Genomic DNA, 23,470 nt, shown 5'->3' with positions numbered 1-23,470 from the left:
GGGTTTACTCCTTCCGCCTCTATCGGTGAAAGTTATGCACGGTCGCTGTGCAGAAAATTTTTAGTAGAAAGGCTGGCCAGTCTTACGGACCCACAGCTGACGCATGACCTTCTCAACGCTGCTGTTCCAGGCCTTGTATTTGACCGGTGAAAGCACCTGGTCCCAGACGCCCACGTAATCGATGACGTCCTTGGTGAAGGAGGTCTTGAAGAGGCCCAGGCCGTAGTAGTTGTGCTCCTTGTTCTTGAGCTGATCCTTGGGAGGGGTTCCGCAGAAGTCGTAGCTCTTGATACCGTATTCCTTCATCAGGTCGGTCAGGGCGGTCCACTGCACCTGGTGGGAGTCACCGTACTGCTTGCGGCGGGGCTTGGAGCCGCCGTCCTTGTAGGTGCCCTTCTCACCGTAGGCGATGACGTAGGCACCGACGGAGGGCTCGCCGTCCTCGTAGGTGAAGTAGAGACGCCCCTGGCCGGCCTTTTCGAAGGTGGTCCAGAAGTCACGGTAGTACTCGTAGGAACGCAGGTTGACGTTGGCGGTGCCCTGGCCGACGGTGTCCATGAGGGCGTACATCTTCTTCATGTTGTCGTCGGTCAGTTCAACTCGTTCTACTTCGCAGCCTTCGCGCAGGGAGCGACGCACGGCGTTGCGGCCGCGGGATGAGAGGGATTTCAGGACCTCTTCTTCGCTCATGTCAGTGGCGAGGACGGCGGTTGAGTCGTTGGGCTGGATGTTGAAGTTCTTCACCAGGCCGGTCTTCGCGAGGAAGGCGCTGGTGGCGTCGTCGGCGATGATGTCGGGTTCGATTTTGACGGCGAATACTCCGAGCTTTTCGCGCTTGATGAATTCTTCGTTGGCCTCAAGGATGGAGGGGATTTCTTCGACGGTGTTCACGCCGGGGCCCTTAATCATGTACCAGAGCTTGCCGAGGGCGGGTACAGCTTTTTCGAGTACCAGGTTGTAGCTGGCAAAGGGTACGGTTTCGCCGTTGAGGACGGTGGTGCCTTCGTAGACGAGGTAGAGGGGCTTCCAGCCGTGCTTGGCTTTGACTGAGGCGAAGGAGGCTGACTGGAGCATGTTGCCGCCGCCGGGGCTGGCGATGACGTGGGCGTCCCAGTTGGCGATTTCGGTGTCGGTGGCGAAGCGGGCTGTGAACTGTCGCAAGGTGCCTCTTTTTCTTTTCGGTGCCGGTGCGGGCGCGGGAAAGGGGGTTCAGCTTCCCAGTCTATCTATTCGTGCTGGTGCTGCGCACCCTAACAGGCCGTGAGTTTCGTCTGGTGTGGGTGGGGATTCGCTGGTGGTTTTGGTCTGAGGTGTAGCGAAGCCCCCGCTTGATGTCAGCGGGGGCTTCGATTTCAAACCGTTAGGCTGAGGTTACTCGGCGTCGTGATGAGCCTGCGGTTCACCGCGAGCGGTGAAGTAGGAGCAGGCGAATCGGGTGCGGTGAGCGGAGCGAACTCCATGACCGACCACGACGACGCTCGACTACGCCAGATTATTCGGCGTCGTGGTCGGTCTCGAGGATCTTGACCAGGGTGTCGAGTGCTTCTTCAGCGCCGTCGCCTTCTGCGCGCAGAACGACCTTGTCGCCGTGCTTGGCGCCGAGTGACATGAGGGAGAGGATGGAGGCTGCGTCCATTGCCTCGTCTGCGGGCTCGCCTTCTGCTGCGATGGTGACTTCTACGGGGAGGTCGCCTGCTGCTTCAGCGAAGATCGCTGCGGGGCGGGCGTGCAGGCCAACGCGGCTTGCGATGGTGGCGATACGTTCTGCCATGGGGTTCTCCTTACAAAAGGGGGTACGGATTTGTTATCCACTACTGAGTCTAAATCAGGGTGCGTATTTTTGGGGTGTGTTTTCCCTGTGATTTGCTGTGATTTATTCAGTATCGGTGGGTTGGGTTTTAGAGGCCGAGTTCGTCCAGGATGGGCAGGTGCTTGCGTGCTGCTTCCTTGGCTTCTGCTGATGAGATCTGGTCGAGGGCGTCGATGGCGATCTGCTGGGCCTTTTCGGGGGTGACTGACTTGAGGACGGCGGAGACGGCTGCCATGGCGCCGGCATTCATGGAGAGGGTGTCAACGCCGAGGCCGACGAGGACGACGGCCAGGGCGGGGTCGGCTGCTGCTTCACCACAGACGGAGACGTACTTCTTGACGCCGGCCTTGGCTGATGCTCGCTTGGCGCCTTCGACGGTCAGTTTGATCATCTTGAGGACGGCGGGCTGCCAGGGGTTGTTGAGGTGGGCGAGGTCGCCGAGGAGGCGGTCTGCTGCCATGGTGTACTGGGTGAGGTCGTTGGTGCCGATGGAGACGAAGTCGACTTCACCGAGGATCGCTTCAGCGTTGACGGCTGCTGCGGGGGTTTCGACCATGACGCCGCGGGTCTTGAGGCCGACCTCGTCCACCATTTCCTTGAAGCGGCGGGCTTCTGAGGTGGTTGAGATCATGGGGGCCATGACCCAGATGTCGGCGTCGGAGCCGTCGGCTGCTGCCTTGATGGCTTCGAGCTGGCGTTCGAGGACGCCGGGGACGGTCCAGTCGGTGCGGTAGCCGCGGACGCCGAGGGCGGGGTTCTCTTCTTCCTTGACGTTGAGGAAGGGCAGGGGCTTGTCGGCGCCTGCGTCGAGGGTGCGGACGACGATGTGCTGGCCGGGGAAGGCGTCGAAGACGGCCTTGTAGCTGGCGGTCTGGGTTTCTACTGAGGGCTCAGCGTCGTGGCCCAGGAAGCCAAATTCGGTGCGGAGCAGGCCGACGCCTTCGGCCTTGAGGCCGGCTGCCTTTTCTGCACTCTTGCCGTCGCCGACGTTGGCGTAGAGGGGCACGAGGGTGCCGTCTGCCATGGTGCCGGTGCCGTCGAAGTCGGGTAGTTCCTTGCGGTTGGCGTATTTTTCGGCCAGGTCGCGGTGTTCGTCGGTGACCTCGGTGTCGACGGTGCCTTCGTTGGAGTCAATGTAGACTTCGGTACCGTTTTCGATCTCGGTGACGCCCTTGGCGGCGACGATGGCGGGCAGGCCGAGGCCGCGAGCAAGAATCGCGGTGTGGGCTTGGGGGCCGCCGTCGGAGGTGATGAGGGCGATGACTTTCTTGGGGTCGAGGGTGGCGGTGTCTGCCGGGGCCAGGTCGATGGCTGCCAGGATGAAGGGCTCAGCGGAGACGGGGATGCCGGGGGCCTGCTGGCCGGTCAGCTCGGCGACGATGCGGGCGCGGACGTCGTGAATATCGGTGACGCGCTCGGCCATGTAACCGCCCAGGGCTGCCATCTGGTCGGCGAAGGCTGAGGCGGCTTCCCAGACTGCGAGTTCGGGGGCCTTGCCCTGCTTTTCGACAATCTTGATGGCGCTCTTGAGCAGGGCGCGGTCGGTTGCCATCTGGGAGGTGGACTTGAGCACGGCCTTGCCGTCGCGGCTGGCGTGTTCGGCGCGTTCGAGCAGGCCGTTCTTGACGGTTTCGGCTGCTGCCTTGATGCGTTCGGCTGCCTGCTCGGGGGTTTCGTCGGCTGAGAGCTTCAGGGATGATGAGGGAGCCTTGATGGGCTCAGGCATTTGAAGGACTTTGCCAATCACACGGCCGGCGTAGACGCCGACGCCCTTGTAAGTAGTCATTTGTGTTTTCCTTTGAAGTTTGTGGTCTTAGGCCGCTGTCTCGGTCTTCTGACCTGCGAGTGACTTGAGAACAATATACATGAGGGCACCGGCAATCATGCCTGCAATCGCCGCAACGAGGAACATGAGCGGGTTTTCTACCAGGGCGATGATCCAGACGCCGCCGTGGGGGGCGGGTGAGGCGACGCCTGCGCCCATGGAAATAGCACCGGCGACTGCTGCGCCGACGACGGATGAGGGGATGACGCGCAGGGGGTCGGCGGTAGCGAAGGGGATGGCACCTTCGGAGATGAAGGAGGCACCGAGGAGCCAGGCTGCCTTGCCGTTTTCGCGTTCGGGGGCGCTAAAGAGGCTGGGGCGGAGGGTGGTGGCCAGGGCCATGGCCAGCGGGGGCACCATGCCGGAGATGATGACAGCTGCCATGATCTGCTGGGAGGCCAGGGTACCGGCGGAGAGGCCTGCGGTGGCGAAGAGGTAGGCTGCCTTGTTGACGGGGCCGCCGAGGTCGAAGCCCATCATGGCGCCGAGGATAATGCCGAGCAGGATAGCGGAGGCGCCGGTCATGGAGTTAAGCCAGTTTTCCAGGGAGCTGGTGACCCAGGCGAGGGGGCCGCCGAGCAGGAAGAACATGAGGCCGCCAGCGAAGAGGGTTGCAACCAGCGGGGTGATGACGACAGGCATCATGGAGGCGAGCCAACGGGGTAGCTTGAGCAGGGAGAGCCAGTAGGCGCACAGACCGGCGAGCAGACCGGCGACGATACCGCCGAGGAAGCCGCCGCCGACCATGACGGCAACGGAACCGGCGATGAAGCCGGGGGCAATGCCGGGGCGCTGGGCCAGGCCGTAGGCAATGTAGGCTGCCAGGACCGGGACCATGGCTCCTAGGCCGAAGGCGCCGATGGTGTGCAGGGCGGCACCCAGGTAGAGGGAGAGGGGGGTGCCGTTCAGGTTGGTGAGGGAGGCACCTTCGAGGATAGCTGCGGGGTCTACCTCGCCCAGGTTGGGCATGGTGATGGCTTCGAGCATGAAGCCGATAGCCAGGATGATGCCGCCAGCGGCGACGAAGGGAATCATGTAGGAGACGCCGGTCATCAGGGCCTTGTAGATGCGGGTGCCCCAGGAGCCGCCTTCTTCTACGGTTTCGGCTGAGTCGGCGGCACCTGCGGTGACGCGCTTGCCGTTAGGCTTCTCAGCTTCGGCCAGGGCTTCTTCAATCATGGCCTTGGGGTCGTCGATGCCGCGCTTGACGGGGGCTTCAACGTAGGGCTTACCGGCGAAGCGTTCGCGGCCTCGGACGGGCAGGGCAACGGCGAAGACGACGGCGTCGGCTTCGTCGATTTCGGCCTGGGTGAGCTTCTCGCCACCGGAGGATCCCTGGGGTTCTACCTTGAAGTCGTAGCCCAGTTCTTCGGCGGCGTACTTGAGGCCGTCAGCTGCCATGTAGGTGTGGGCGATACCGGTGGGGCAGTTGGTGACGGCCACGATCTTCTTGCGGGCCTTTTCGGCCGGGGCCGGTTCGGACGCAGCCGGGGCAGCAGCGGGGGCTGCGGCGGCTTCGTCCTTGGGGCGCAGGCCGAGGGCTTCTTCAACCAGAACAACAACCTCGTCAGCGGTCTTGGCCTCGCGCAGGGCTGCGGTGAAGCTCTTCTTCATCAGGGAGCGGGCCATCTGGGAGAGGATCTTCAGGTGGGCTTCGCCGCCGTCAGCGGGAGCTGCAATGAAGAAGATGAGGTCGGCCGGGCCGTCCTTGGCACCGAAATCAACGGCGGGGTTGGGGCGGGCCATAGCCAGGGTGGGCTCAGTGACGGCTTCAGTGCGGCAGTGCGGAATTGCAATGCCTCCGGGGATGCCGGTGTCGGTCTTCTCTTCGCGGGCGCGGGCTGCAGCGTAGAGGGTTTCAAAGTCGGTGGCGCGGCCAGCACCTACGACGGCTCCTGCTAGGTGTTCAATGACGTCAAAGCGGGATTCGCCGAGGTTCTCATCGAGGCTGATGAGATCCGCAGTGATAAGAGCAGACATGTGCTCCTCCTCGGATTGTGTTGTGGTGGAGGGTGTGGTTCAGGGTAAATCTTTTAGAGGCTTAGCTGCCGGAGGGTAACGGCCTCGGGGGTGGTGGCTTCCAGGGTGGGTACCTGGGTGCCGGGCAGGGAGGCTGCTGCAGATCCGTGCGCGACGGCCTGCACCAGGCACTCGGGGAGGGCCTTGCCCTGTTCATGGGCAATCAGGAAGCCTGCCAGGGAGCAGTCGCCTGCGCCCACGGTAGAGCGGACCTTGACCGGTTCGTGGATGGCGTGCCAGGCGCCGTCCGCGGTGACGAGGACGGCTCCGCCGCCGCCGAGGGTGGCGAGGACCATTTCGACGCCGCGGTCTACAAGTTCCTGGGCGGTGCGGGCGGTCAGCTCGGGGCTGGCTTCGAGTTCGTCGGCCATCTCGATTTTGCCGACCAGTTCAGCGAGCTCTTCGGAGTTGGGCTTGATGAGGTTGGGCATACCGTCCAGGCCAACGAGGGCGTCGCGCAGGGCGGCGCCGGAGGTGTCGACGGCGATTCGGGGGGCCTTGTCACCCAGAGATTCGCGGATGGAGCGGCCAACGACGGCGTAGTAGTCGGTGGGGACGCCTGCGGGAAGGGAACCAGCCAGGACCAGCCAGGAGGCGTCGATGGTTTCCTTAATCATCAGGCGGGTCAGCTGCTGCTGGGCGACGTCGTTGAGGGGCTCACCGGGGGCGTTGACCTTGGTGGTGGTGCCGTCCGGTTCAACGATGGTGATGTTGGAACGGATGGGAGAGCCGATGGGCATATTGACGTAGGGCACTTCAGCTTCTTTGAGGCTGGCCAGGACGGGGTCTTCGTTGTCACCGGGAAGGACGGCTACGGTGTCGAAGCCAGAGACGGTGAGGGCACGAGCGATGTTGACGCCCTTCCCACCGGGGTCTGAGGCGGCGGCAACGGCGCGTTGGACGGCCCCGCGCTTGATTTCGTGGTTCAGTTCCACGGTGCGGTCCATGCTGGGGTTGGCGGTTAGGGTAACGATCATGCGATAAGCACCTCTACATTGGATTCTTCAAGGGCGGTGGCCAGGTCGCCTTCGGGCGCCTTGTCAGTGATAAGGGTGTCGATGTCCTCAAGACCTGCGAACCGGACCAGGGATTCCTGGTCAAACTTGGCAGAGTCACAGAGCAGCACGACGCGGCGGGCTGACTTCACGATGGCAGTTTTGACGATTGCTTCGTTCAGGCCGGGGGTGGAAAGCCCAAAGGTAGCGTCCAGCCCGTTGACACCAATAAATGCGATGTCGGGGCGGATCGTCTCAAAGTGGGCTGCGGCCCGGGTGCCAACGGCAGCCCAGGTCATTTTGCGGAGCTGACCTCCCACCATGTCCAGGATGATTCCGTCTGCTTCAGCAAGTTTCACAGCAATGTGAAGGGCGTGGGTGATGATGAGACGGTCGGCCCCGGACTTGAGGGAGAAGTCGGCAGCTGCGATACGGTCGGCGAGGATTTCGGTAGTGGTACCGGCGTCCAGGACGACGGCCCCCGCGTCCGAATCGCGCAGCAGCTCGTAAGCTCGCTGGGCGATCCGCTGCTTTTCGGGGGTATTGAGATTCTGGCGCAGGGCGATGGAGGATTCCACGGAGGTGGACTGCTCCACAGTGACTGCGCCGCCGTGGACGCGACGCAGTTTGCCGTCGGCTTCAAGCGCTGCGAGGTCGCGACGGACGGTTTCCATCGTGACCTCGTAGCGTCGGGCGAGGTCTGCGCCGTTGACTCGGCGTGCAGACGCGACGAGCTTCGCTATTTCGGCACGGCGTTCTTCAGCGAACATGTGTATATCACCTTGGTTAAAAGAGGAAGCGGGCCGGGCGACCCTATCTATAGTTGATTTTATGTGGGTTTCTGTGGGTACGTCAATGGAAACCCCTAGAATTACACCCTCATTGGTGCTGTTTTTGTGGGTTTTACAGTCAATTTGACCCAAATCAAAGCGAAAACCCAACCGATAACACAGCCTAGGCTGTTCGCCAGGACATCCAGGGCAGACGTTACACGCCCGGGAATCATCAGCTGGGTGGTTTCAATGAGGAGGGTCGCCCCTAGACCTCCCAGGGGCACCGGCCACCAGCGGGTGGGTAAGAACAGCAGGGTCAAAAGGAAACCCCCGGGCCCAAACATGCAGACGTTAGCCAGCCACTCAATCTGGTCGTAACCCAACCAGGTCGGCAACCAACCTGCGGCGTGGGCGTCCTCAATGAGGGTGAGGAAGAGCTGGCCGGAGTTGGGGTCTTCGCTGGTGGGGGTAAAGACCAGGGCTGCTACCAGGGCGCAGTAGAGACCAGTTAGCCCCCAGAGGCTAGCGCGGACAGCCGGGCGATGTAGGTAAGTAGGCCGGGCAACGGGGGCGTCTGAGGTCATGCGGGTTTGCCTACGAGCAAGGCTTCGCCGGCTTCGGTCCATGCAAGAAGGCCTGCAAGGTCGATAGCGAAGGGCTCAGCGTTGCCGATGGTGCCAAATTCCCAGCCGTGGGTGGCAGAGAGGGCGCGGCGGATCAGGGAGCCGTGGGAGACGGCGATGACGCGCTGGCCTGGGTAGTCGCGGGCAATCTGACGTAGCACCTTGATGCCGCGCAGGTAGACGGAGCGTTCACTTTCAACCCCGCTGTAGTAGGCGTCGGGCTCCTTGCGGGCTTCTGCTGAAATATCGAGTCCCTCGGCTTCGCCATAGCCGCGTTCGATGAGGTCATCGTAGGTTGTGTGGACGGTGAGGCCGTAGGCGGCGGCAATGATATCGGCGGTCTCCTTGGCCCGGGAGAGCGGGGATGAGACGACGACGTCGTACTCGTGCCCGGCGGCTCGGAGGGCTGCGGCGGTGGCGTGGGCCTGGGCGCGGCCGGTGTCGTTGAGGGGAATATCGCTGGAGCCCTGCATGAGGCGGGCCTTGTTCCAGTCGGTTTGGCCGTGACGGATCAGCATGATGGAGGACGCCCGGCGGGCAGGTGCCAGGGGCACCACCTCACCGTTATGGGGCACCGGTACTTTCTGGCCCGTGCGGGCGGTTTGCAGGCGGGAAATCAGCATACCGTGCACCACGATAATGAGGTTCTTACCCGGGTAGTCGGCTTCAACCTGGTCGAGGGCGTCTTCAACGCGGGCGAGGAAGTCCGCCAGGGGTTCGATGTCTGCGGTTTCGTTTTCTACCGTTTCCCAGAGGGCGGGGTTGTTCTGCATGCCTTCGAGGTCTTTGAAGGAACGTTCTGCGAGGCCCGGGTAGGAGCCGAGGACGGGTAGGCCCAGTTCGTCGGCGATGATACGGCCGGTTTCTGCGGCGCGGGAGAGGGGGGAGGTGACGACGCCGTGCCAGGTGAAGCCGGGGGTAGCGTCCGCTTGGGCCTTGGCGTATTCGAGGACGTTGTGGGCGGCGGCGAGCGCCTGGGCGCGGCCGGTGTCGTTGAGGGGTATGTCGCTGGAGCCCTGCAGGCGGTGTACGAGGTTCCAGTCGGTCTGTCCGTGTCGAATGAGTACGCTAGGCATGGGCTCTATTATCCCACTTTCTGTGGGTTTGCGTGGGTTTATGTGATAGATGCCCCGCCGTTGTCATGCTGCTTTAGGCCCACAATTCGAACTGCTCAAACCCGTCTGGAATGTCCATTTCATCGAGCATTGCCCCACTTGCGTTGATGAGGAGCTGCCTTAGCCCTGGAATACATTTTTCCCCTGTTCCAAGTTGCCGCGCAATGTAAACAGCTATTGCAAGAACAAAGTTGATTTTAGAGGTATCTGCGCCATCGAGTGACTCACTAAGAAGCTGTGGAGGCTTTCGTAGGGTAACACCCTGCACCGCTGATGCAAGGTTCCACACCCTACTGTGGTGGGCAGCTGCGTTTCGAAAAATAGTGAATACCCTCAGAAAACTTTCAAAAGCGGGAGCCTGTAAGCCCACTTCAAGCGCGATCTTCTTGCGCACAGAGGCATCCTTAATATTTGAATACCATTTCGAAAGGAGACCGAAGCTCATGACCTCAGTTGCGATCCATAAAGGTGGGTACTCCGAGTCATACTTCGAATAGAAGGCCCTCACAAAGGGTAAGGTCTCATTCTTCTTCAAAAGCCGCTTCAGCTCGTGAAGGTCTTGCTCGTGCTTGTTTTCTGCAACATACAGACCAGGCTGTGTCGCGTAGGCAAGGGGGTCGCCATTTGAGGGAAAATGCCTAATCATTGCGGCCCGTAGCCAGACTTCAATGATTTCAGAGAGCTTCATAATATAGCCTCGAAGTTCAGCATCGAACTCGTATAAATCAAGAATCTCTGCAGCATCGGTTCCAGGAATGAATCGGGCCTGTGCAGTATGGTTAGTTTTATCTTCGAAGAAGAACCAGGCGTAGCCCTTGAAACGGTAGTAATCGACCTGGGTTAGAAAAGCGGGAAGGACCTGGTCTTGGTCGCTTAGCCCTTGACAGGCGAGCTTGGCTCTCAGGACTTGGCTGTTCTGAGCCTGTTTCGCAAAAGGAAGTCTAGACATAAATAAACCCGTCCATTTGAGGATTCCTACTAGGATTATCTTAGTAGAGAACTAGCCTTGACGGGTCTTCTTGCCACCCATACTACAGACTTTTTACGCTAGGTGCAACCTTTCTTGAAAAGGTTTTCCTTCATTTCTCAACACTGCAGGGGCCCTGTAGCTCTACCACCCTTAAATGAGCATAGGAACTGATATGTACTGGTTTTCGGTCATACCAGCCACTCATCCCCCTCCCCATGCTCCCCTACCGGCGCGTCCTATGAGAGCATAGAACCATGTTTGAACTTCACTCAGCCCCCACCCACTTTGCCCCCGCCTGCGCCGTCTTCGACTGCGACGGCGTCCTGCTCGACTCAGAAACCCTCTGGGGCGAGATCCAGGCCGAAATGTTCAAGCACTACCGGGTAGACCTCACCCCCGAACTCGAAGCCTCCCTCGTTGGCATCTCCGCTGGCGACCTCGCCGACCGCCTCTCGGCCCTCACCCCGCTGGCGTCCGAATTCGACGGCTCCCCCGATGCCTTCCGCGACAGTGTCTACACCACCATCACCACCACCGAGTTCGATATCATCGACCGTGGCGTCACCGCCATCGACGGCGCCCTCGATGCCATCAAACTCCTCTCAGCAAAAATCCCCGTGGCGGTGGCGTCCAACTCCGGCGACAAGCTACTGACCAAAAAACTCACCCACTTCGGCTACGCCCCCTACCTGGATACCTGGGTCTCCTTCCACGACGTCGAAGAAGGCAAGCCCGCCCCCGACATCTACCTCGAAGCAACCCGCCGTCTAGGCTTCACCCCCGAGCAGGCCCTCACCGTAGAAGACTCCGTTACCGGCATGAGAGCCGCGACCGCCGCTGGCACCAACTGCCTGATTTACCAGGTAGAGCCGGACGCCGCCACCCCCGCTCCCCTGCTGACGGCAGGTATCGGGCGGTTCAGTTCCTTCACTGACCCCGTCTTCCTCGCCCAGCTTAACGCCTGGGTGGGGCACCTACCCGACCGCGACCACTAACCCCCACCACCTTCTCAAGGACGAGCAGTGACAGACCCCGAGCAGAACGAGCAGAAACGCCCCTCCCGCTACGGCCGCCGCCTCGAAGACCTCAGCGACGACGAACGCGCCTACTACCGCGAATTCCTCCCGCCCCAGGCCCCCACCGGGCAGGAAGAAACCGAGCCCCAGCGTCCCCACCCCACGCCCCCGGCCAAACGCAACCCCTGGATCTGGTTCCCCCACGGGCTGAGCATTACCGCTGGCGTCCTTGCCCTGGCCAGCTTCACGGTCGTCCCGGCCCTGCTGCAGGATGCCGACGCTGACCTGCATCGCAACTACGTCATGCTCTGCATTGAAGTTGCCTTCTTCCTCCTTGTTTTTGCGGCCCTGCTCTACGGCATCTTCTTCCTGGCCCGGTTCACCGACCATGACGACGAAGAGGACGAGCGGCTCATGCGCCCCACCGACTTCGCAGAGCGCCTCTACGCGCAAGAATCAGACCGTGCCCCAGGCCGGAAAATCCCCGACCCCGATAGCCTCTACGATTCGTCCTGGATTAGCGGCAAGAAAAACGATTAGAGAACAAAAGGGCCGGCTCCCCACGGGGAACCGGCCCTTAGCTAAATCTATTTCTTTCGTGTATTCACTGTCATACAATGAATACATGACTGTTGCAGATAGCGTCCTCACCATCCGCATTCCCTCTTCCTTAAAAGAACGTCTCAGCAAACTTGCTACTGAGTCTGACCGTTCTGTGGCGTATTGTGCCCGGAGCATCATTGAAGAGCATATCGCTGAAGCTGAACATGCCGCGCAGCTGCACGCCAAGGTCCAGGCTATCCAGAAAGGGGAAAGAGCAACCTACAGCACCGCAGAAATCCGGGCTGAGCTAGGTCTCTAAGATGGCCGCGGAACAGTGGAATCTTCGCTATGATCCAGACTTCCTCAAGGACCTCAAAAAGCTAGATAAGCCGGTAGCTCAACGAATACTGGCTACTTTAGAAAGACTTTCTGAGTCACCGGAGCCTGTTGCCCAGTGCAAGGCCCTTACCGGTAATTACTCGGGGCTTTGGCGCTATCGCATTGGGAATTACCGGGTCATCCTCCACTTCAATCAGGGCGAGTTCATCATACTGGCTCTTGAAGTTGGCCATCGTTCTAAGATTTATTTATAAAGATTTAGGGCCGGTTCCCCTACAGGAACCGGCCCTGAGCCACACCCGGTATTACCCGGGGTACATCGGTAGAAAACTGAAGCCAACTAGCTGGGCAGGTATGCATGCACAGGGTCTGCTGGTTCGGGGCTGGAGTGATGAAGCGCTCGGGTGCGAGCTAGCGAGCACGCAAGAGAGCACGGAATCAGCCGAGTTTACGAGGCTGGACGAGCCCCCGGGCAAGGAATGAGAGGGTCGCAGACGCAAGCATGTATGCCTGCCTGCCACCTGCCCTTACCAGCCTACTCACCGCCCGGGCGTCCCCATCTGCCTGCCGTCTTTAGCGGCGCATGACCTTGCGGGCCAGCATGTTGCCCACCAGCTGGATGAGCTGCACCAGAATGATAATGACGGCAACAACCGACCAGGTGATGACCTCGTTGAAGCGCTGGTAGCCGTCCACCAGGGCGACCTTACCCAGGCCGCCACCGCCGATGTAACCGGCCATCGCTGACATATCAACCACGCCGATGACCAGGAAGGTGTAGCCCAGGATCAGCGGGCCCAGGGCTTCGGGGATCATGACGGTGAAGAGGATACGCATCTTAGAAGCCCCCATGGCGCGGGCTGCCTCAATGACGCCGGGGTCAATAGAGACCATGTTCTGCTCGACGATACGGGCGATAGCGAAGGAGGCGCCGAAGACCATAGCGAAAATCGCGGCGTTGACGCCCAGGCGGGTGCCAACCACCATCTGGGTCAGCGGGCCCAGGGCCGCCAGGAGAATGATAAAGGGGATGGGGCGGACCACGTTCACGATGACATTCAGCAGAATATTCACGAAACGGTTAGCCAGAATGTTGCCCTGTCGGGTGGTGTAAAGCAGCAGGCCAAAGACCATACCGATGGCACCGGCTATCAGCATGGTGAATGACACCATGTAGAGGGTGTCACCCAGGGCAGGGATGAGCTTGTTGGAGATAAAGGTTGCGTCCATGGTTTACCGGACCTCCTGCACACGGGTAACGGTTTTTAGCTCGGCAACGACGGCGTCCAGGCTGGTGACGTCGCCGCGCAGCTCGAGGGTGAGGCTGCCGTAGGTCTTGCCCTGGAGGGTTTCCAGGCCGCCCTGCACGATATTGAAGGAGACGTTTCGGGCGCCAAGGTAGGAGAGGACCTTACCAATGCCCTGGTTGCCTTCGGTGATTTCGATGTTGATGAGGTAGCCCTTGTGGCGGGCTTTGAGTTCAGCGGCTTCTGCGCCCACGGGGAGGGATTTGACGGTGGTGCCGACGAAACGGCGGGCAACCTCAGTTTGCGGGTTGGAGAAGACGTCGTAGACGTTTCCGGTTTCAACGACTTTACCGAGTTCCATGACAGCTACCCGGTCTGCGATGGATGAGACTACGTCCATTTCGTGGGTGATCACGATGACGGTAATACCGAGTTCGGAGTTGACCTTCTTGAGGAGGTCAAGAACTTCAGCGGTGGTCTCAGGGTCTAGGGCGCTGGTGGATTCGTCGGCGAGGAGGAGGGAGGGGGAGGTAGCGAGGGCGCGGGCAATGCCGACGCGCTGTTTCTGGCCGCCGGAGAGCTGGTCGGGGTAGTTTTTGGCTTTGTCAGACAGGCCGACGAATTCGAGGAGCTCGGCGACGCGGGTGGCTCGTTTGGCCTTGTCCCAGCCTGCAACGATGAGGGGGAACTCGACGTTGCCTGCTACGGTGCGGGAGTTCATGAGGTTGAACTGCTGGAAGATCATGCCGATGTTGGTGCGGGCTTCACGGAGCTGGGATTCACGTTTGCCGGCAATTTCGAAGCCGTCGACGGTGAGGGAGCCGCTCGTGATGGTTTCGAGGCCGTTGATGAGGCGAACCAGGGTTGATTTACCTGCACCGGAGTAGCCGATGATAGCGAAGATTTCACCCTTGTTGATGGTGAGGTCTACGCCGTTGACGGCGGTGACGGTTTTCTTGCCGACCTTGAACTGTTTGGTGACGTTGGTGAGCACCACCATGGGTTGGGCGGCCGGGGTTGGCTGGACTCGCTGTTCGGTCATGTGTTCTTCTTCGGTTGGGGGTTTGCTGTGGCTACAGGCTGGTGCCGGTGGGCGCCGGTGGTGAGCCCGGCACCTTTCACGCTGTGGGGCAGGGCCTTGCGGACGCCGGTGGTCAGGTACGCGCACAGCGGCAGCCCGTGCGGGGCTAGAGCTGGCACCGGTCGGGGCCGAAGTGTCTAGCCTACCGCAGTTGGCTGCCGCTGATGGGGGTGAGTGAGCTAGCTCAAGGGTGAGCTTTCACCTAGTGTTTTAGCTGTTGCGCTTCTGCTCTTCCAGGGTGGCCAGGGTGGAGCGCAGTTCGGCGACGTCGGTGGTCACTTCAACAGCGGTGCCCTGGGTGTCTTCCTGAACGACGGCCTGAACTTCTTCAGTGTGGTAGAGCTCTACGATCTTCTTGTAGGTTTCGTTGTCTACGTTCTCAGCGGTGGAGACAAAGAGGTTAACGTAGGGGCGGGCTGACTCGTTGGCGGGGTCGTCCTGGGCCAGGGCGTCCTTGGGGTTGAGGCCGGCGTCCTTGAGGAAGTCGTTGTTGATGACGGAGCCGTCAACGGATTCGAGGGCGAGCACGGTCTGGGCTGCGTCTACGGGGGTTACCTTGACCTTGGAGCCTTCGGCGATGTCGTCGGGGGTGGGGCTGGTGGTTTCAGCCTTGAAACTGACCAGGCCGTTAGCTTCGAGCAGGAGCAGGGCGCGGGCCTGGTTGACGGTGTCGTTGGGGATCGCGATTTCAGCACCCTCGGGCAGGGCTGAGATGTCGGTGTGCTTGTTGGAGAAGAGGGCCATGGGGTAGATGACGGTGGGGCCAACAATACCCAGGGTGTCGTTTGCTTCTACGTTGTAGTTGGAGAGGTAGGCGATGTGCTGGAACCAGTTGAGGTCGATGTCGCCTGCTGCGAGGGCGGGGTTGGGCTGGGTGTAGTCGGTGAACTCAACGATTTCGATGTTGATTCCCTCAGCCTTGGCTACTTCAACGAGCTTGTCGTTGGAGGGGTCGGTGCCTACAACGCCGATCTTGACGACGTCGTCGCTGCTTGATGAGCCGCAGGCTGCAAGTCCGAATGCGAGGGGTACGAGAGCCAGAGTGGCAACAAATTTCTTCACGGCTATGAATCTTTCTGTTGGTGTGGTGTGGTGTGGTGCGGCCACAGCGTTGTCTGCACCCTGGTGCTCGGTTCCGTTGTGGTTCGAACGCGGTTTTCGCGTTACGTTCTATTAGACCACTCCCCTTGTGGCTTCCTGGCTCTGGGGCTTGTTTTGGGGGGTATCTCACGTCCGTGACGTTAACAAAAAGTAGCCCTGTAATACGGCGTCATAGTTGGGGGTTGGTGTCTTGGAGCCAGCGGGTTTGCCAGGAGGTGAGGCGGGCGCGGATTCCGACGAAGTGTTCTCGCATGAGTTGGATGGCTGCGGTTTCGTCGTGGGCGGCGATTGCTTCGTAGAGTTTGCGGTGGGCGTCCAGCAGGGTGCAGGTTTCGGTGTCATCGAGGGGGGCGACGGTGTCAAGCATACCGGCGATGGTGTTATAGACCTGCCAGAAGACGTCTAGGAGGCGGGAGAGTAGTTCGTTACCGAGGGGTTCGAAGATGGCGGCGTGGAAGTTTTGGTCGGATTCAGCCAGCCAGGAGCCGTTGTGGACGCTGGTTTCCATGGCGTCGAGGGCGGCTTTGACTTTAGCGAGTTGTTGGTCGGTCATGACGGGTAGGACGGCGGGGATTAGGCCGACTTCAAGGGCTTCGCGGACTTCGACTAGTTCGAGGGCCTCCTGTCCCCCGTGGTAGAGGGCCAGGCAGCCTCTGAAGCTGAGGGCTCGGACCATGGAGGTCAGGGCGTTGCCGCCTACGAAGGTGCCGAATCCGTGGCGTACTTCAACGATTCCGAGGGCTTCGAGTACTTTGAGGGCTTCGCGCACAGAATTGCGGCCCACGCCCAGGGCGTCGATGAGTTCTTGTTCGGTGGGTAGGGGGTCGCCCTGGCCGAGCTGGCGGTCAAAGATGAGGGAAATAATGTCGTTTTGAAGCTGGTGCTGGCGGATTTGGGCAGCACTTCTGGACGCCTGTTTGGGCAGGAAAGCGCCGAGGTTGGGGGCAGCGGGGGTGAGGTCCGCTGCGGGGTGGTTCATAGCACGCTCTTCTTTGTGGTTCGAGGGGGTGGCGTGGCTTGGAATGTGCGACACGGTGGCCTCCAAAGGAGTCGTTTTATTTGTAGGTGGTAGGGACCCGGCCCGGAGATACCGGGGGTTGGGGGCTGGGCTTGTTTTCAAGACGTCATTGTTAAGGTTTTTACTTCTCTGCACTTGACCAAGCTAGACGTCCGTCACTAGTATACAGGGTAAAGGTAGGACGTCCTACCTCATAACTGCATAGATCTATATGTCCCCCGCTCCCCACCCCGGAGCCAGCATCTTTAGGAGTGAGACACCGATGTCACAGCTCGATACCGTCAAGAATTTTGACACCTCCCGCCGCGGCTTCTTCAAAATCGCCGGAAGCATCAGCGCCGCAACCGCCTTCGCCGCAACCGTAGCCGCCTGCGGTTCCTCATCCCAGGAGACCGGTGCGTCCTCCAACGGATCAGCTGGTAGCACCACCAAGGACGGCACGATCACCGCCGCCATCGCCTACGACGTCTCCACCACCTTCGACCCCTCACAGGCCTCCGGCGCCGCCCCCTTCGCCGCCAACCTGCACATCTTCGAAGGCCTCTACGGACTCGACCCCGCCACCCGCGAACGCTACAACGCCCTGGCTACCGGCGACCCCGAGCAGGTTGACGACACCACCTACCGCGTCACCCTGCGTTCAGGTGCTAAGTTCCACGATGGTGCTGCTGTCACCGCAGCAGACGTCGTCAAGACCTTCGAACTCTACACCTCAGAAGAGTCCCTCTTCAGCCAGTTCCTCTACTTCCTGGATTCCACCACCGCAGTAGATGACACCACCGTCGAGTTCAAGCTCAACCAGCCCTTCCCCCTCTTTGCTACCCGTATCTCCCTCGTCAATATCATGCCTGCTTCTGCTGCCGACGATATCGAGGCTTTCGGTGCCCACCCCATTGGCTCTGGCCCCTACAAGTTCGTTTCTGCCACCAAGGGTGACCACATCAAGTTTGAGCGTTTCGACGACTACAACGGCCCCCGCCCTGCCCTGGCTAAGACCATGGAATGGCTGATCCTGTCTGATGACTCAGCCCGCGTCAACGCCATGAGCTCCCAGCGTGTTCAGGCCATTGAGTCCGTCCCCTACGACAACATCCCCGTCCTGGAGAACACCAACGGTGTCTCCGTGGAGTCGGTGCAGTCCTTCGGCCTGCTCTTCATGATGTTCAACTGCGAGAAGGCCCCCTTCGACAAGAAGGAAGTCCGTCAGGCCCTCTTCTACGCCATCGACATGGACAAGGTCATTTCAACCGGCCTGCTGGGTAACGCCACCGCAGCCACCTCCTTCCTGCACAAGGAGCACCCCGACTACGTCCAGGCCTCCACCGTCTACACCTACGACAAGGCTAAGGCCCAGCAGCTGCTCAAGGACGCCGGCGTTGAGAACCTCTCCATCACCCTGCGCACCACCGACCACAACTGGGTCAAGCAGTGCTCCCAGCTGATTCAGGAATCCCTGAAGGACGCAGGTATCACCGTCACCCTGGCTGACACCAAGAGCTCATCCCTCTACTCAGACTTCGTTGACACCGGTGACTTCGAGGTCGTCCTGGCCCCCGGTGACCCCTCCGTCTTCGGTAACGACCCCGACCTGTTGCTCTCCTGGTGGTACCGTGGCGCCACCTGGCCCGAGAAGCGCTTCCGCTGGTCCTCAACCCCCGAGTACGCCCAGCTCCAGGAAGCCATGGCAGCTGCAGTTGCCTCCGACTCACCGGACTGGAAGACCGTCTTCGACATTGTCGCTGACAACGTCCCCCTCTACCCCCTCTTCCACCGCAAGCTACCCACCGCTTGGTCCCCCGACACCCTGTCAGACTTCAAGCCGCTGCCTACCACCGGCCTGTCCTTCCAGAACGTCGGCACCACCAAGTAGCCAGACCCTGCCCCAGAAGGCACCTTCCCCTTTCTCCATCCACACATAGTCTTCTGGTGCAGCCCCGGCGCCCCTGTGCGGGCGCACCTACCGGTTGAATACCGGTCAATGAATCACGGCGGCCTACCCGGTGCGCAGGCCCCTTGCTACCCCGGGTAGGCCGCCGCATTCCCTCCATCCAGGACGCCCCCAACCCGGCGCCGTCCGCCCCCACCTTTGACCACCCCACCTAAGCACTGAGCAGGGAGAACCCCCGTGTCAAACTTCCTTAGACTCCTTGGCAGGCGCCTGATAGCCCTGCCAGCCATGATTTTGGGCGTGACCATCCTGGTCTTCGTCATCCTGCAATTCACCCCCGGTGACCCAGCTACCATTGCCCTGGGCGAAGGCGCCTCAGAGGAAGCCAAGGAAGCCTACCGTGATTCCCACGGCCTCAATGACCCGCTCATCGTGCAGTACTTTGCCTTCCTGGGCCGCCTGATCCGTTTCGATCTGGGTATGACCACCCCTCCGGCCCAGCCCGTCATCGACCAAATCAAGTTGGCCTTCCCCACCACCTTGCAGCTCACCTTCTTCGGTGTCCTCATTGCGGCAGTAGCCTCCCTGGTCCTCGGCGTGATTGCGGCCCTCTACCGGGACCGCTGGCCCGACCAGGTCATCCGCGTCCTCTCCATGGCCTCTATCGCCACCCCCTCCTTCTGGCTGGGTATTCTCATGATCCAGTACTTCTCCCTCAAACTGGGCTGGTTCCCCACCGGCGGCCTGGCCCCCACCGGTAGCGGTTTTGGAACCTGGCTCAACCACATGTTCCTCCCCGCCGTGGCCCTGGCTGTCCCCGTCAGCGCCTCCCTGACCCGAACCGTCCGCACCTCCATGGTCGAAGAACTCGACAAGGACTATGTGCGCACCGCCATTGGTAACGGTGTCCCCCGCCGCGAAGTCATCACCAAGAACGTACTCCGCAACGCCCTCATCACCCCGGTAACCGTCCTGGGCCTGCGTATCGGCTACCTACTCGGCGGCGCCGTCGTGATCGAAATGATCTTCTCCCTCAACGGCATGGGCAACCTCATCTTTATCGGTATCACCGGCAACGACATCAACCTGGTCCAGGGCGTCGTGCTCACCATTGCCGTCACCTTCGTGCTCGTCAACATCATCGTTGACCTGCTCTACCTACTCATCAACCCCCGAATCAGGAGCGTCTAACCATGCGTAGCGGACTCGCAGAACGCCTCTCAGCGCCCGGCATCCGATTCAAGGCCCTGCCGCTTGGCTCCAAAGTAGCCCTCAGCTTCATTGCCCTCATCGCCCTGATCGCTATCTTCGCCCCCTGGCTCGCCCCCCACGACCCGCTGGCCTCCACCGGCACCCCCATCGGGGCCCCCAACTCCGAATACCTCTTCGGCACCGACCGCCAGGGCCGCGACATCCTCTCCCGTCTCATGTACGGTGCCCGCGCCTCCCTCCAGGTTGGCCTCGGCGCTGTTGCCCTCGCCCTGATTATGGGCGGTATTCTTGGCGCTCTGGCAGCCACCAGCAGCAAGGTCGTCTCAGAAGTCATCATGCGCATCATGGATGTGCTCATGGCCTTCCCCGGCATCGCCCTGGCTGCCGTCCTGCTGGCCTCCCTCGGCAACTCCGTGGGCACCATCATCGTCGCCATCGCTATTGTCTACACCCCCCAGCTGGCCCGTGTCGTCCGCGCCCAGGTGCTCTCAGCCTGGGACGAAGACTACGTCCGTGCCGAACGAGTCATGGGCGCCCCCCGCTTCTACATCCTGCTCAAGCACGTTGTGCGTAACACCATTGCCCCCGTGCTAGTTTTCGCCACCGTCATGGTTGCCGACGCCATCATCCTGGAAGCCTCGCTGAGCTTCCTCTCCGCCGGTGTACGTCCGCCGGACCCCTCCTGGGGTAACGTCATCGCCGACGGCCGCGCCCTCGTGCTGGCAGGCGGCTGGTGGGCAACCACCTTCGCAGGTGCCATCATCCTGCTCACCGTCCTGGCCCTCAACGTACTCTCCGAAGGCATGACCGACGCTATGGTCAACCCCAAGCTGCGCCGCAAGGTCAAGATCGACGACGCCTCCGTCACGGCAGGCACCACCGCAGGTACCGTTACCGCCGTCCCTGCCGCAACCGACGGCCTGTCTGTAGCCGCCCCCTGGGACGGTGAAGGCCAGGACGTCAAGCACGCCGCCTCCCGCCCGGCAGCTGACCGCGACGCCGTCGCCGCCGCCAACCTGGCAGGCGTCCTGGCCGAGCTCAAGGACGCCGAGGCCCGCCGCACCGACCGCCTGCAGGCAGACAATTCTGCCCGCATCATCCTGGAAGTCAAGGACCTCTCCATCTACTTCCCCGAACGCTTCGGCGATACCCCCGTGGTCGACCGTGTCTCCTTCACCGTCACCGAGGGCCAGACCATGGGCCTGGTCGGCGAATCAGGTTCAGGTAAGTCCATTACCTCCCTGGCCATCATCGGCCTACTCGACAAGAAAGCCAAGATCACCGGCTCCGTCCTCTTCGAGGGCCAGGAACTGGTCGGGGCCTCAGAAGCCGACTTCCAGAAGCTGCGCGGCTCCGTGATCTCCATGGTCTACCAGGACGCCCTCAGCTCCCTGAACCCCTCCATGCTCATCAAGGACCAGATGAAGCAGCTCACCCGCCGAGGCGGCCGCAAGAGCCCCGAAGAGCTCCTGCGCCTGGTCAAGCTCGACCCCGAGCGCACCCTGGCCTCCTACCCCCACGAGCTCTCCGGCGGCCAGCGCCAGCGCGTCCTCATCGCCATGGCCCTGTCCCGCTCCCCCAAGCTGGTCATCGCCGACGAACCCACCACCGCCCTCGACGTCACCGTCCAGGCAGAAGTCATCAAGCTCCTCAACGAACTGCGGGAACAGCTGGGCTTCGCCATGATCTTCGTGTCCCACGACCTGGCCCTCGTCGCCCAGGTCGCCCACCGGATCTCCGTCATGTACGCCGGTCAGATTGTAGAAGCAGGCGCCACCAGCCAGCTCCTGGCCAACCCCATGCACGAATACACCCGAGGCCTACTCGGCTCCGTCCTCTCCATTGAGTCCGGCTCCGACCGCCTCTACCAGATCCCCGGCACCGTCCCCTCACCGTCCGACTTCGCCACCGGCGACCGCTTCGCAGAACGCTCCCTGCGGGCCGACGCCGACCCCAACCAGCGCCTGGTCTTCACCCCCGTTTCCGGCGACAGCGACCACCACTGGGCTTCCCACCTTGACACCGAAAGGGGCAACGCATGAGCACCCAGCCCGTCAACCCAACCCCGGCTGCAACCCCTGAATCAGCCAACCTGCTGAACACCACCGGCCGGGCCGCCGTCCGCCGCGTCAGCGAACCCATCGTTGAACTCAAGGACGTCCAGGTCTACCACCGGGCCCGAACCGGCAGCATCCTCAAGCCCAACATCGTCAAGGCCGTCGACGGGGTAAACCTGGCCGTCCGCCGGGGCGAAACCATCGGCCTGGTTGGCGAATCAGGCTGCGGTAAGTCCACCCTGGCCTCGGTGATCGTTGGTCTGCAAAAGCCCACCGGCGGCGACGTCCTCTTCAAGGGAAAAAGCGCCCTCAAGCGCAATGCCGCCCTCCGCAAGGACTTCGGCTCCGACGTCTCCATCGTCTTCCAGGATCCCGCCACCGCCCTCAACCCCCGTATGACCGTCCAAGACATCCTGCGCGACCCCCTGGACGTCCACGGCATCGGGGATAAGGCCGGACGCGACCGCCGCGTCCGCGAACTGCTGCACCTGGTGGGCCTACCCCAGTCAGCCGCGGACGCCCTGCCCTCCCAGATCTCCGGTGGCCAGCGCCAGCGCGTCGCTATCGCCCGCGCCCTGGCCCTGGAACCCAAGGTGATTGTGGCCGACGAACCCACCAGCGCCCTCGATGTCTCCGTCCGAGCCCAGGTCCTCAACCTGCTCTCAGACCTCAAACGCGAACTCTTCCTGGGCATGGTTTTCATCTCCCACGACATCCAGACCGTCCGCTACGTCTCAGACCGTATCTGCGTCATGTACAAGGGCAAAATCGTCGAAGAAGGCAGCGCCGAACAGGTCTTCGACACCCCCAGCCAGGACTACACCCGTAGCCTCCTAGGCGCTGCTCCCACCCTGCTCCACGTCTAGAACCAACCCACCCAACCAAGGAGAACACCATGAGCAACCCCGCCTTCTCCGGCGTCATTCCGCCCCTGCTGACCCCCCGCCACGCCGACGGCACCGTAGACCTCGCCTCCCTCGCTACCCTCATCAATCACCTCATCGACGGCGGCGTCGACGGCATCTTCGCCCTCGGCTCTTCTTCTGAGGTCCTCTACCTCACCAACGAAGAACGGGAAACTGTCCTCACCACCTGCGTTGAAGTTATTGATGGCCGGGTCCCCCTCATCGTCGGCATCAACGACATGACCACAGCCCGCGTCATCGACGAAGCCCAGCGCCTCCTGGCCATCGGTGGTGACGCCATCGTCGTCACCAGCCAGTTCTACGCCATCGACAACGCCGCCGAAGAAGAACGCCACTTCCGCGCCATCGCCGACGCCGTTGACGTCCCCGTCTTCGCCTACGACGTCCCCGTCCGAACCAAGCAGAAGCTCCCCCTGGCCCTGCTCACCAAGCTCGCCCGCGACGGCGTCATCACAGGCGTCAAAGACTCATCCGGCGACGACGTCGCCTTCCGCCAGCTCATCCTTAACACCCGCGACGTCGAAGGCTTCTCCATCTTCACCGGCCACGAAGTTGTCTGCGACGGCGCTATGCTCTCCGGTGCCGCCGGCCTCGTCCCCGGCCTGGGCAACGTCGACCCTGCCGGTTACAAGCGCCTCTACGAAGCCTCCATCGCGGGGGACTGGGAAGCAGCCCGCGCCGAACAGGACCGCCTAGCTAAGCTCTTCAACATCGTCTTCGTTGAAACCCCCAGCGTCTCCGGCGGGGCAGCTGGCCTCGGCGCCTTCAAAACCGCCCTGCAGGTCATGGGAATCCTGGAATCCAACACCATGTCCCAGCCCATGGAAACCCTCGGTGAAGCAGAAGCCGACCGTATCCGCAGCATCCTGGCAGACGTCAACCTCATCTAACCCCACCCACCTCACCCCTAGG

Annotated in this window: 22 protein-coding genes; 9 read left to right on the top strand and 13 right to left on the bottom strand. The window is 61.5% G+C overall.

The genetic code is table 11. From position 1 onward, the window contains the following. Window positions 1–60: 60 nt before the first annotated feature. The 9 genes from L7A15_RS06390 to L7A15_RS06350 all read right to left on the bottom strand — a co-directional run bounded on the left by L7A15_RS06390 (window position 61) and on the right by L7A15_RS06350 (window position 10,109). Window positions 61–1,161, bottom strand: a complete 1,101-nt coding sequence (locus L7A15_RS06390; RefSeq protein ID WP_237208665.1) for a lipid II:glycine glycyltransferase FemX — start codon at window positions 1,159–1,161, stop codon at window positions 61–63. A gap of 331 nt (window positions 1,162–1,492) precedes the next feature. Continuing rightward, a complete protein-coding gene (locus tag L7A15_RS06385) occupies window positions 1,493–1,771 on the bottom strand; it encodes an HPr family phosphocarrier protein (RefSeq protein WP_068169273.1) in 279 nt (92 codons plus the stop codon). A 127-nt stretch (window positions 1,772–1,898) separates the two neighbouring features. Next, window positions 1,899–3,596 carry a phosphoenolpyruvate--protein phosphotransferase gene (ptsP, locus tag L7A15_RS06380; RefSeq protein WP_237201927.1) on the bottom strand — a complete coding sequence of 566 codons (1,698 nt, stop codon included), beginning with the start codon at window positions 3,594–3,596 and terminating at the stop codon, window positions 1,899–1,901. Window positions 3,597–3,623: 27 nt separating this feature from the next. Next, a complete protein-coding gene (locus L7A15_RS06375) occupies window positions 3,624–5,615 on the bottom strand; it encodes a PTS fructose transporter subunit IIABC (protein ID WP_237208664.1) in 1,992 nt (663 codons plus the stop codon). Between the two features lie 53 nt (window positions 5,616–5,668). Then, the gene (locus tag L7A15_RS06370; RefSeq protein WP_237208663.1) at window positions 5,669–6,631 is read right to left on the bottom strand and encodes a 1-phosphofructokinase family hexose kinase; all 963 of its coding nucleotides are present in this window, start codon (window positions 6,629–6,631) and stop codon (window positions 5,669–5,671) included. After that, a complete protein-coding gene (locus L7A15_RS06365) occupies window positions 6,628–7,419 on the bottom strand; it encodes a DeoR/GlpR family DNA-binding transcription regulator (protein WP_237208662.1) in 792 nt (263 codons plus the stop codon). The genes L7A15_RS06370 and L7A15_RS06365 overlap by 4 nt, the downstream gene beginning before the upstream one ends. A gap of 101 nt (window positions 7,420–7,520) precedes the next feature. After that, complete coding sequence (locus L7A15_RS06360) at window positions 7,521–8,006, bottom strand: VanZ family protein (RefSeq protein ID WP_237188828.1); 486 nt, start codon at window positions 8,004–8,006, stop codon at window positions 7,521–7,523. Continuing rightward, window positions 8,003–9,121, bottom strand: coding sequence for a histidine phosphatase family protein (locus tag L7A15_RS06355; protein ID WP_237208661.1), 1,119 nt, complete (start codon window positions 9,119–9,121; stop codon window positions 8,003–8,005). The genes L7A15_RS06360 and L7A15_RS06355 overlap by 4 nt, the downstream gene beginning before the upstream one ends. Window positions 9,122–9,194: 73 nt before the next feature. Beyond that, window positions 9,195–10,109, bottom strand: a complete 915-nt coding sequence (locus L7A15_RS06350) for an Abi family protein (RefSeq protein WP_237188826.1) — start codon at window positions 10,107–10,109, stop codon at window positions 9,195–9,197. 275 nt (window positions 10,110–10,384) lie between these two features. Between L7A15_RS06350 and L7A15_RS06345 the strand changes: the two genes are divergently transcribed. The 4 genes from L7A15_RS06345 to L7A15_RS06330 all read left to right on the top strand — a co-directional run bounded on the left by L7A15_RS06345 (window position 10,385) and on the right by L7A15_RS06330 (window position 12,282). Further along, window positions 10,385–11,125: an HAD family hydrolase gene (locus L7A15_RS06345; protein WP_237208660.1), complete on the top strand. Its 741-nt coding sequence runs from the start codon at window positions 10,385–10,387 to the stop codon at window positions 11,123–11,125. A 27-nt stretch (window positions 11,126–11,152) separates the two neighbouring features. Then, the gene (locus tag L7A15_RS06340) at window positions 11,153–11,686 is read left to right on the top strand and encodes a hypothetical protein (protein ID WP_237201935.1); all 534 of its coding nucleotides are present in this window, start codon (window positions 11,153–11,155) and stop codon (window positions 11,684–11,686) included. Between the two features lie 85 nt (window positions 11,687–11,771). Next, window positions 11,772–12,008, top strand: a complete 237-nt coding sequence (gene relB / locus L7A15_RS06335; RefSeq protein WP_237188943.1) for a type II toxin-antitoxin system RelB family antitoxin — start codon at window positions 11,772–11,774, stop codon at window positions 12,006–12,008. Window position 12,009: 1 nt separating this feature from the next. Continuing rightward, window positions 12,010–12,282: a type II toxin-antitoxin system RelE family toxin gene (locus tag L7A15_RS06330; protein ID WP_237188944.1), complete on the top strand. Its 273-nt coding sequence runs from the start codon at window positions 12,010–12,012 to the stop codon at window positions 12,280–12,282. A 319-nt stretch (window positions 12,283–12,601) separates the two neighbouring features. On the opposite strand, the gene L7A15_RS06325 is transcribed toward L7A15_RS06330, so the two are convergent. The 4 genes from L7A15_RS06325 to L7A15_RS06310 form a co-directional block, all read right to left on the bottom strand. Next, on the bottom strand, window positions 12,602–13,258 hold the full coding sequence (locus tag L7A15_RS06325) for a methionine ABC transporter permease (RefSeq protein WP_237208659.1): 657 nt from the start codon (window positions 13,256–13,258) through the stop codon (window positions 12,602–12,604). A 3-nt stretch (window positions 13,259–13,261) separates the two neighbouring features. Then, on the bottom strand, window positions 13,262–14,317 hold the full coding sequence (locus L7A15_RS06320; protein ID WP_237188946.1) for a methionine ABC transporter ATP-binding protein: 1,056 nt from the start codon (window positions 14,315–14,317) through the stop codon (window positions 13,262–13,264). 249 nt (window positions 14,318–14,566) lie between these two features. Beyond that, window positions 14,567–15,418 (bottom strand): MetQ/NlpA family ABC transporter substrate-binding protein, encoded by an 852-nt coding sequence (locus tag L7A15_RS06315; RefSeq protein ID WP_237208658.1) that lies wholly within the window; start codon window positions 15,416–15,418, stop codon window positions 14,567–14,569. A gap of 208 nt (window positions 15,419–15,626) precedes the next feature. After that, window positions 15,627–16,436 (bottom strand): FadR/GntR family transcriptional regulator, encoded by an 810-nt coding sequence (locus tag L7A15_RS06310; protein ID WP_237208657.1) that lies wholly within the window; start codon window positions 16,434–16,436, stop codon window positions 15,627–15,629. Between the two features lie 301 nt (window positions 16,437–16,737). On the opposite strand from L7A15_RS06310, the gene L7A15_RS06305 reads away from it, so the two are divergent. From L7A15_RS06305 to L7A15_RS06285, 5 genes are all read left to right on the top strand, one after another. Then, on the top strand, window positions 16,738–18,345 hold the full coding sequence (locus L7A15_RS06305) for an ABC transporter substrate-binding protein (protein ID WP_237212372.1): 1,608 nt from the start codon (window positions 16,738–16,740) through the stop codon (window positions 18,343–18,345). 255 nt (window positions 18,346–18,600) lie between these two features. Then, window positions 18,601–19,554: an ABC transporter permease gene (locus L7A15_RS06300; protein WP_237212371.1), complete on the top strand. Its 954-nt coding sequence runs from the start codon at window positions 18,601–18,603 to the stop codon at window positions 19,552–19,554. 2 nt (window positions 19,555–19,556) lie between these two features. Beyond that, on the top strand, window positions 19,557–21,617 hold the full coding sequence (locus L7A15_RS06295; protein WP_237212370.1) for a dipeptide/oligopeptide/nickel ABC transporter permease/ATP-binding protein: 2,061 nt from the start codon (window positions 19,557–19,559) through the stop codon (window positions 21,615–21,617). Further along, the gene (locus L7A15_RS06290; protein WP_237208654.1) at window positions 21,614–22,498 is read left to right on the top strand and encodes an ATP-binding cassette domain-containing protein; all 885 of its coding nucleotides are present in this window, start codon (window positions 21,614–21,616) and stop codon (window positions 22,496–22,498) included. The genes L7A15_RS06295 and L7A15_RS06290 overlap by 4 nt, the downstream gene beginning before the upstream one ends. A gap of 29 nt (window positions 22,499–22,527) precedes the next feature. Beyond that, the gene (locus L7A15_RS06285) at window positions 22,528–23,448 is read left to right on the top strand and encodes a dihydrodipicolinate synthase family protein (protein ID WP_237208653.1); all 921 of its coding nucleotides are present in this window, start codon (window positions 22,528–22,530) and stop codon (window positions 23,446–23,448) included. The last annotated feature ends 22 nt before the right edge of the window (window positions 23,449–23,470 follow it).

It is taken from the genome of Rothia nasimurium, assembly GCF_928391935.1.
GTDB classification, from domain to species: Bacteria; Actinomycetota; Actinomycetes; order Actinomycetales; family Micrococcaceae; genus Rothia; species Rothia nasimurium_D.
This window is presented reverse-complemented; position numbering and strand designations above follow the sequence as displayed.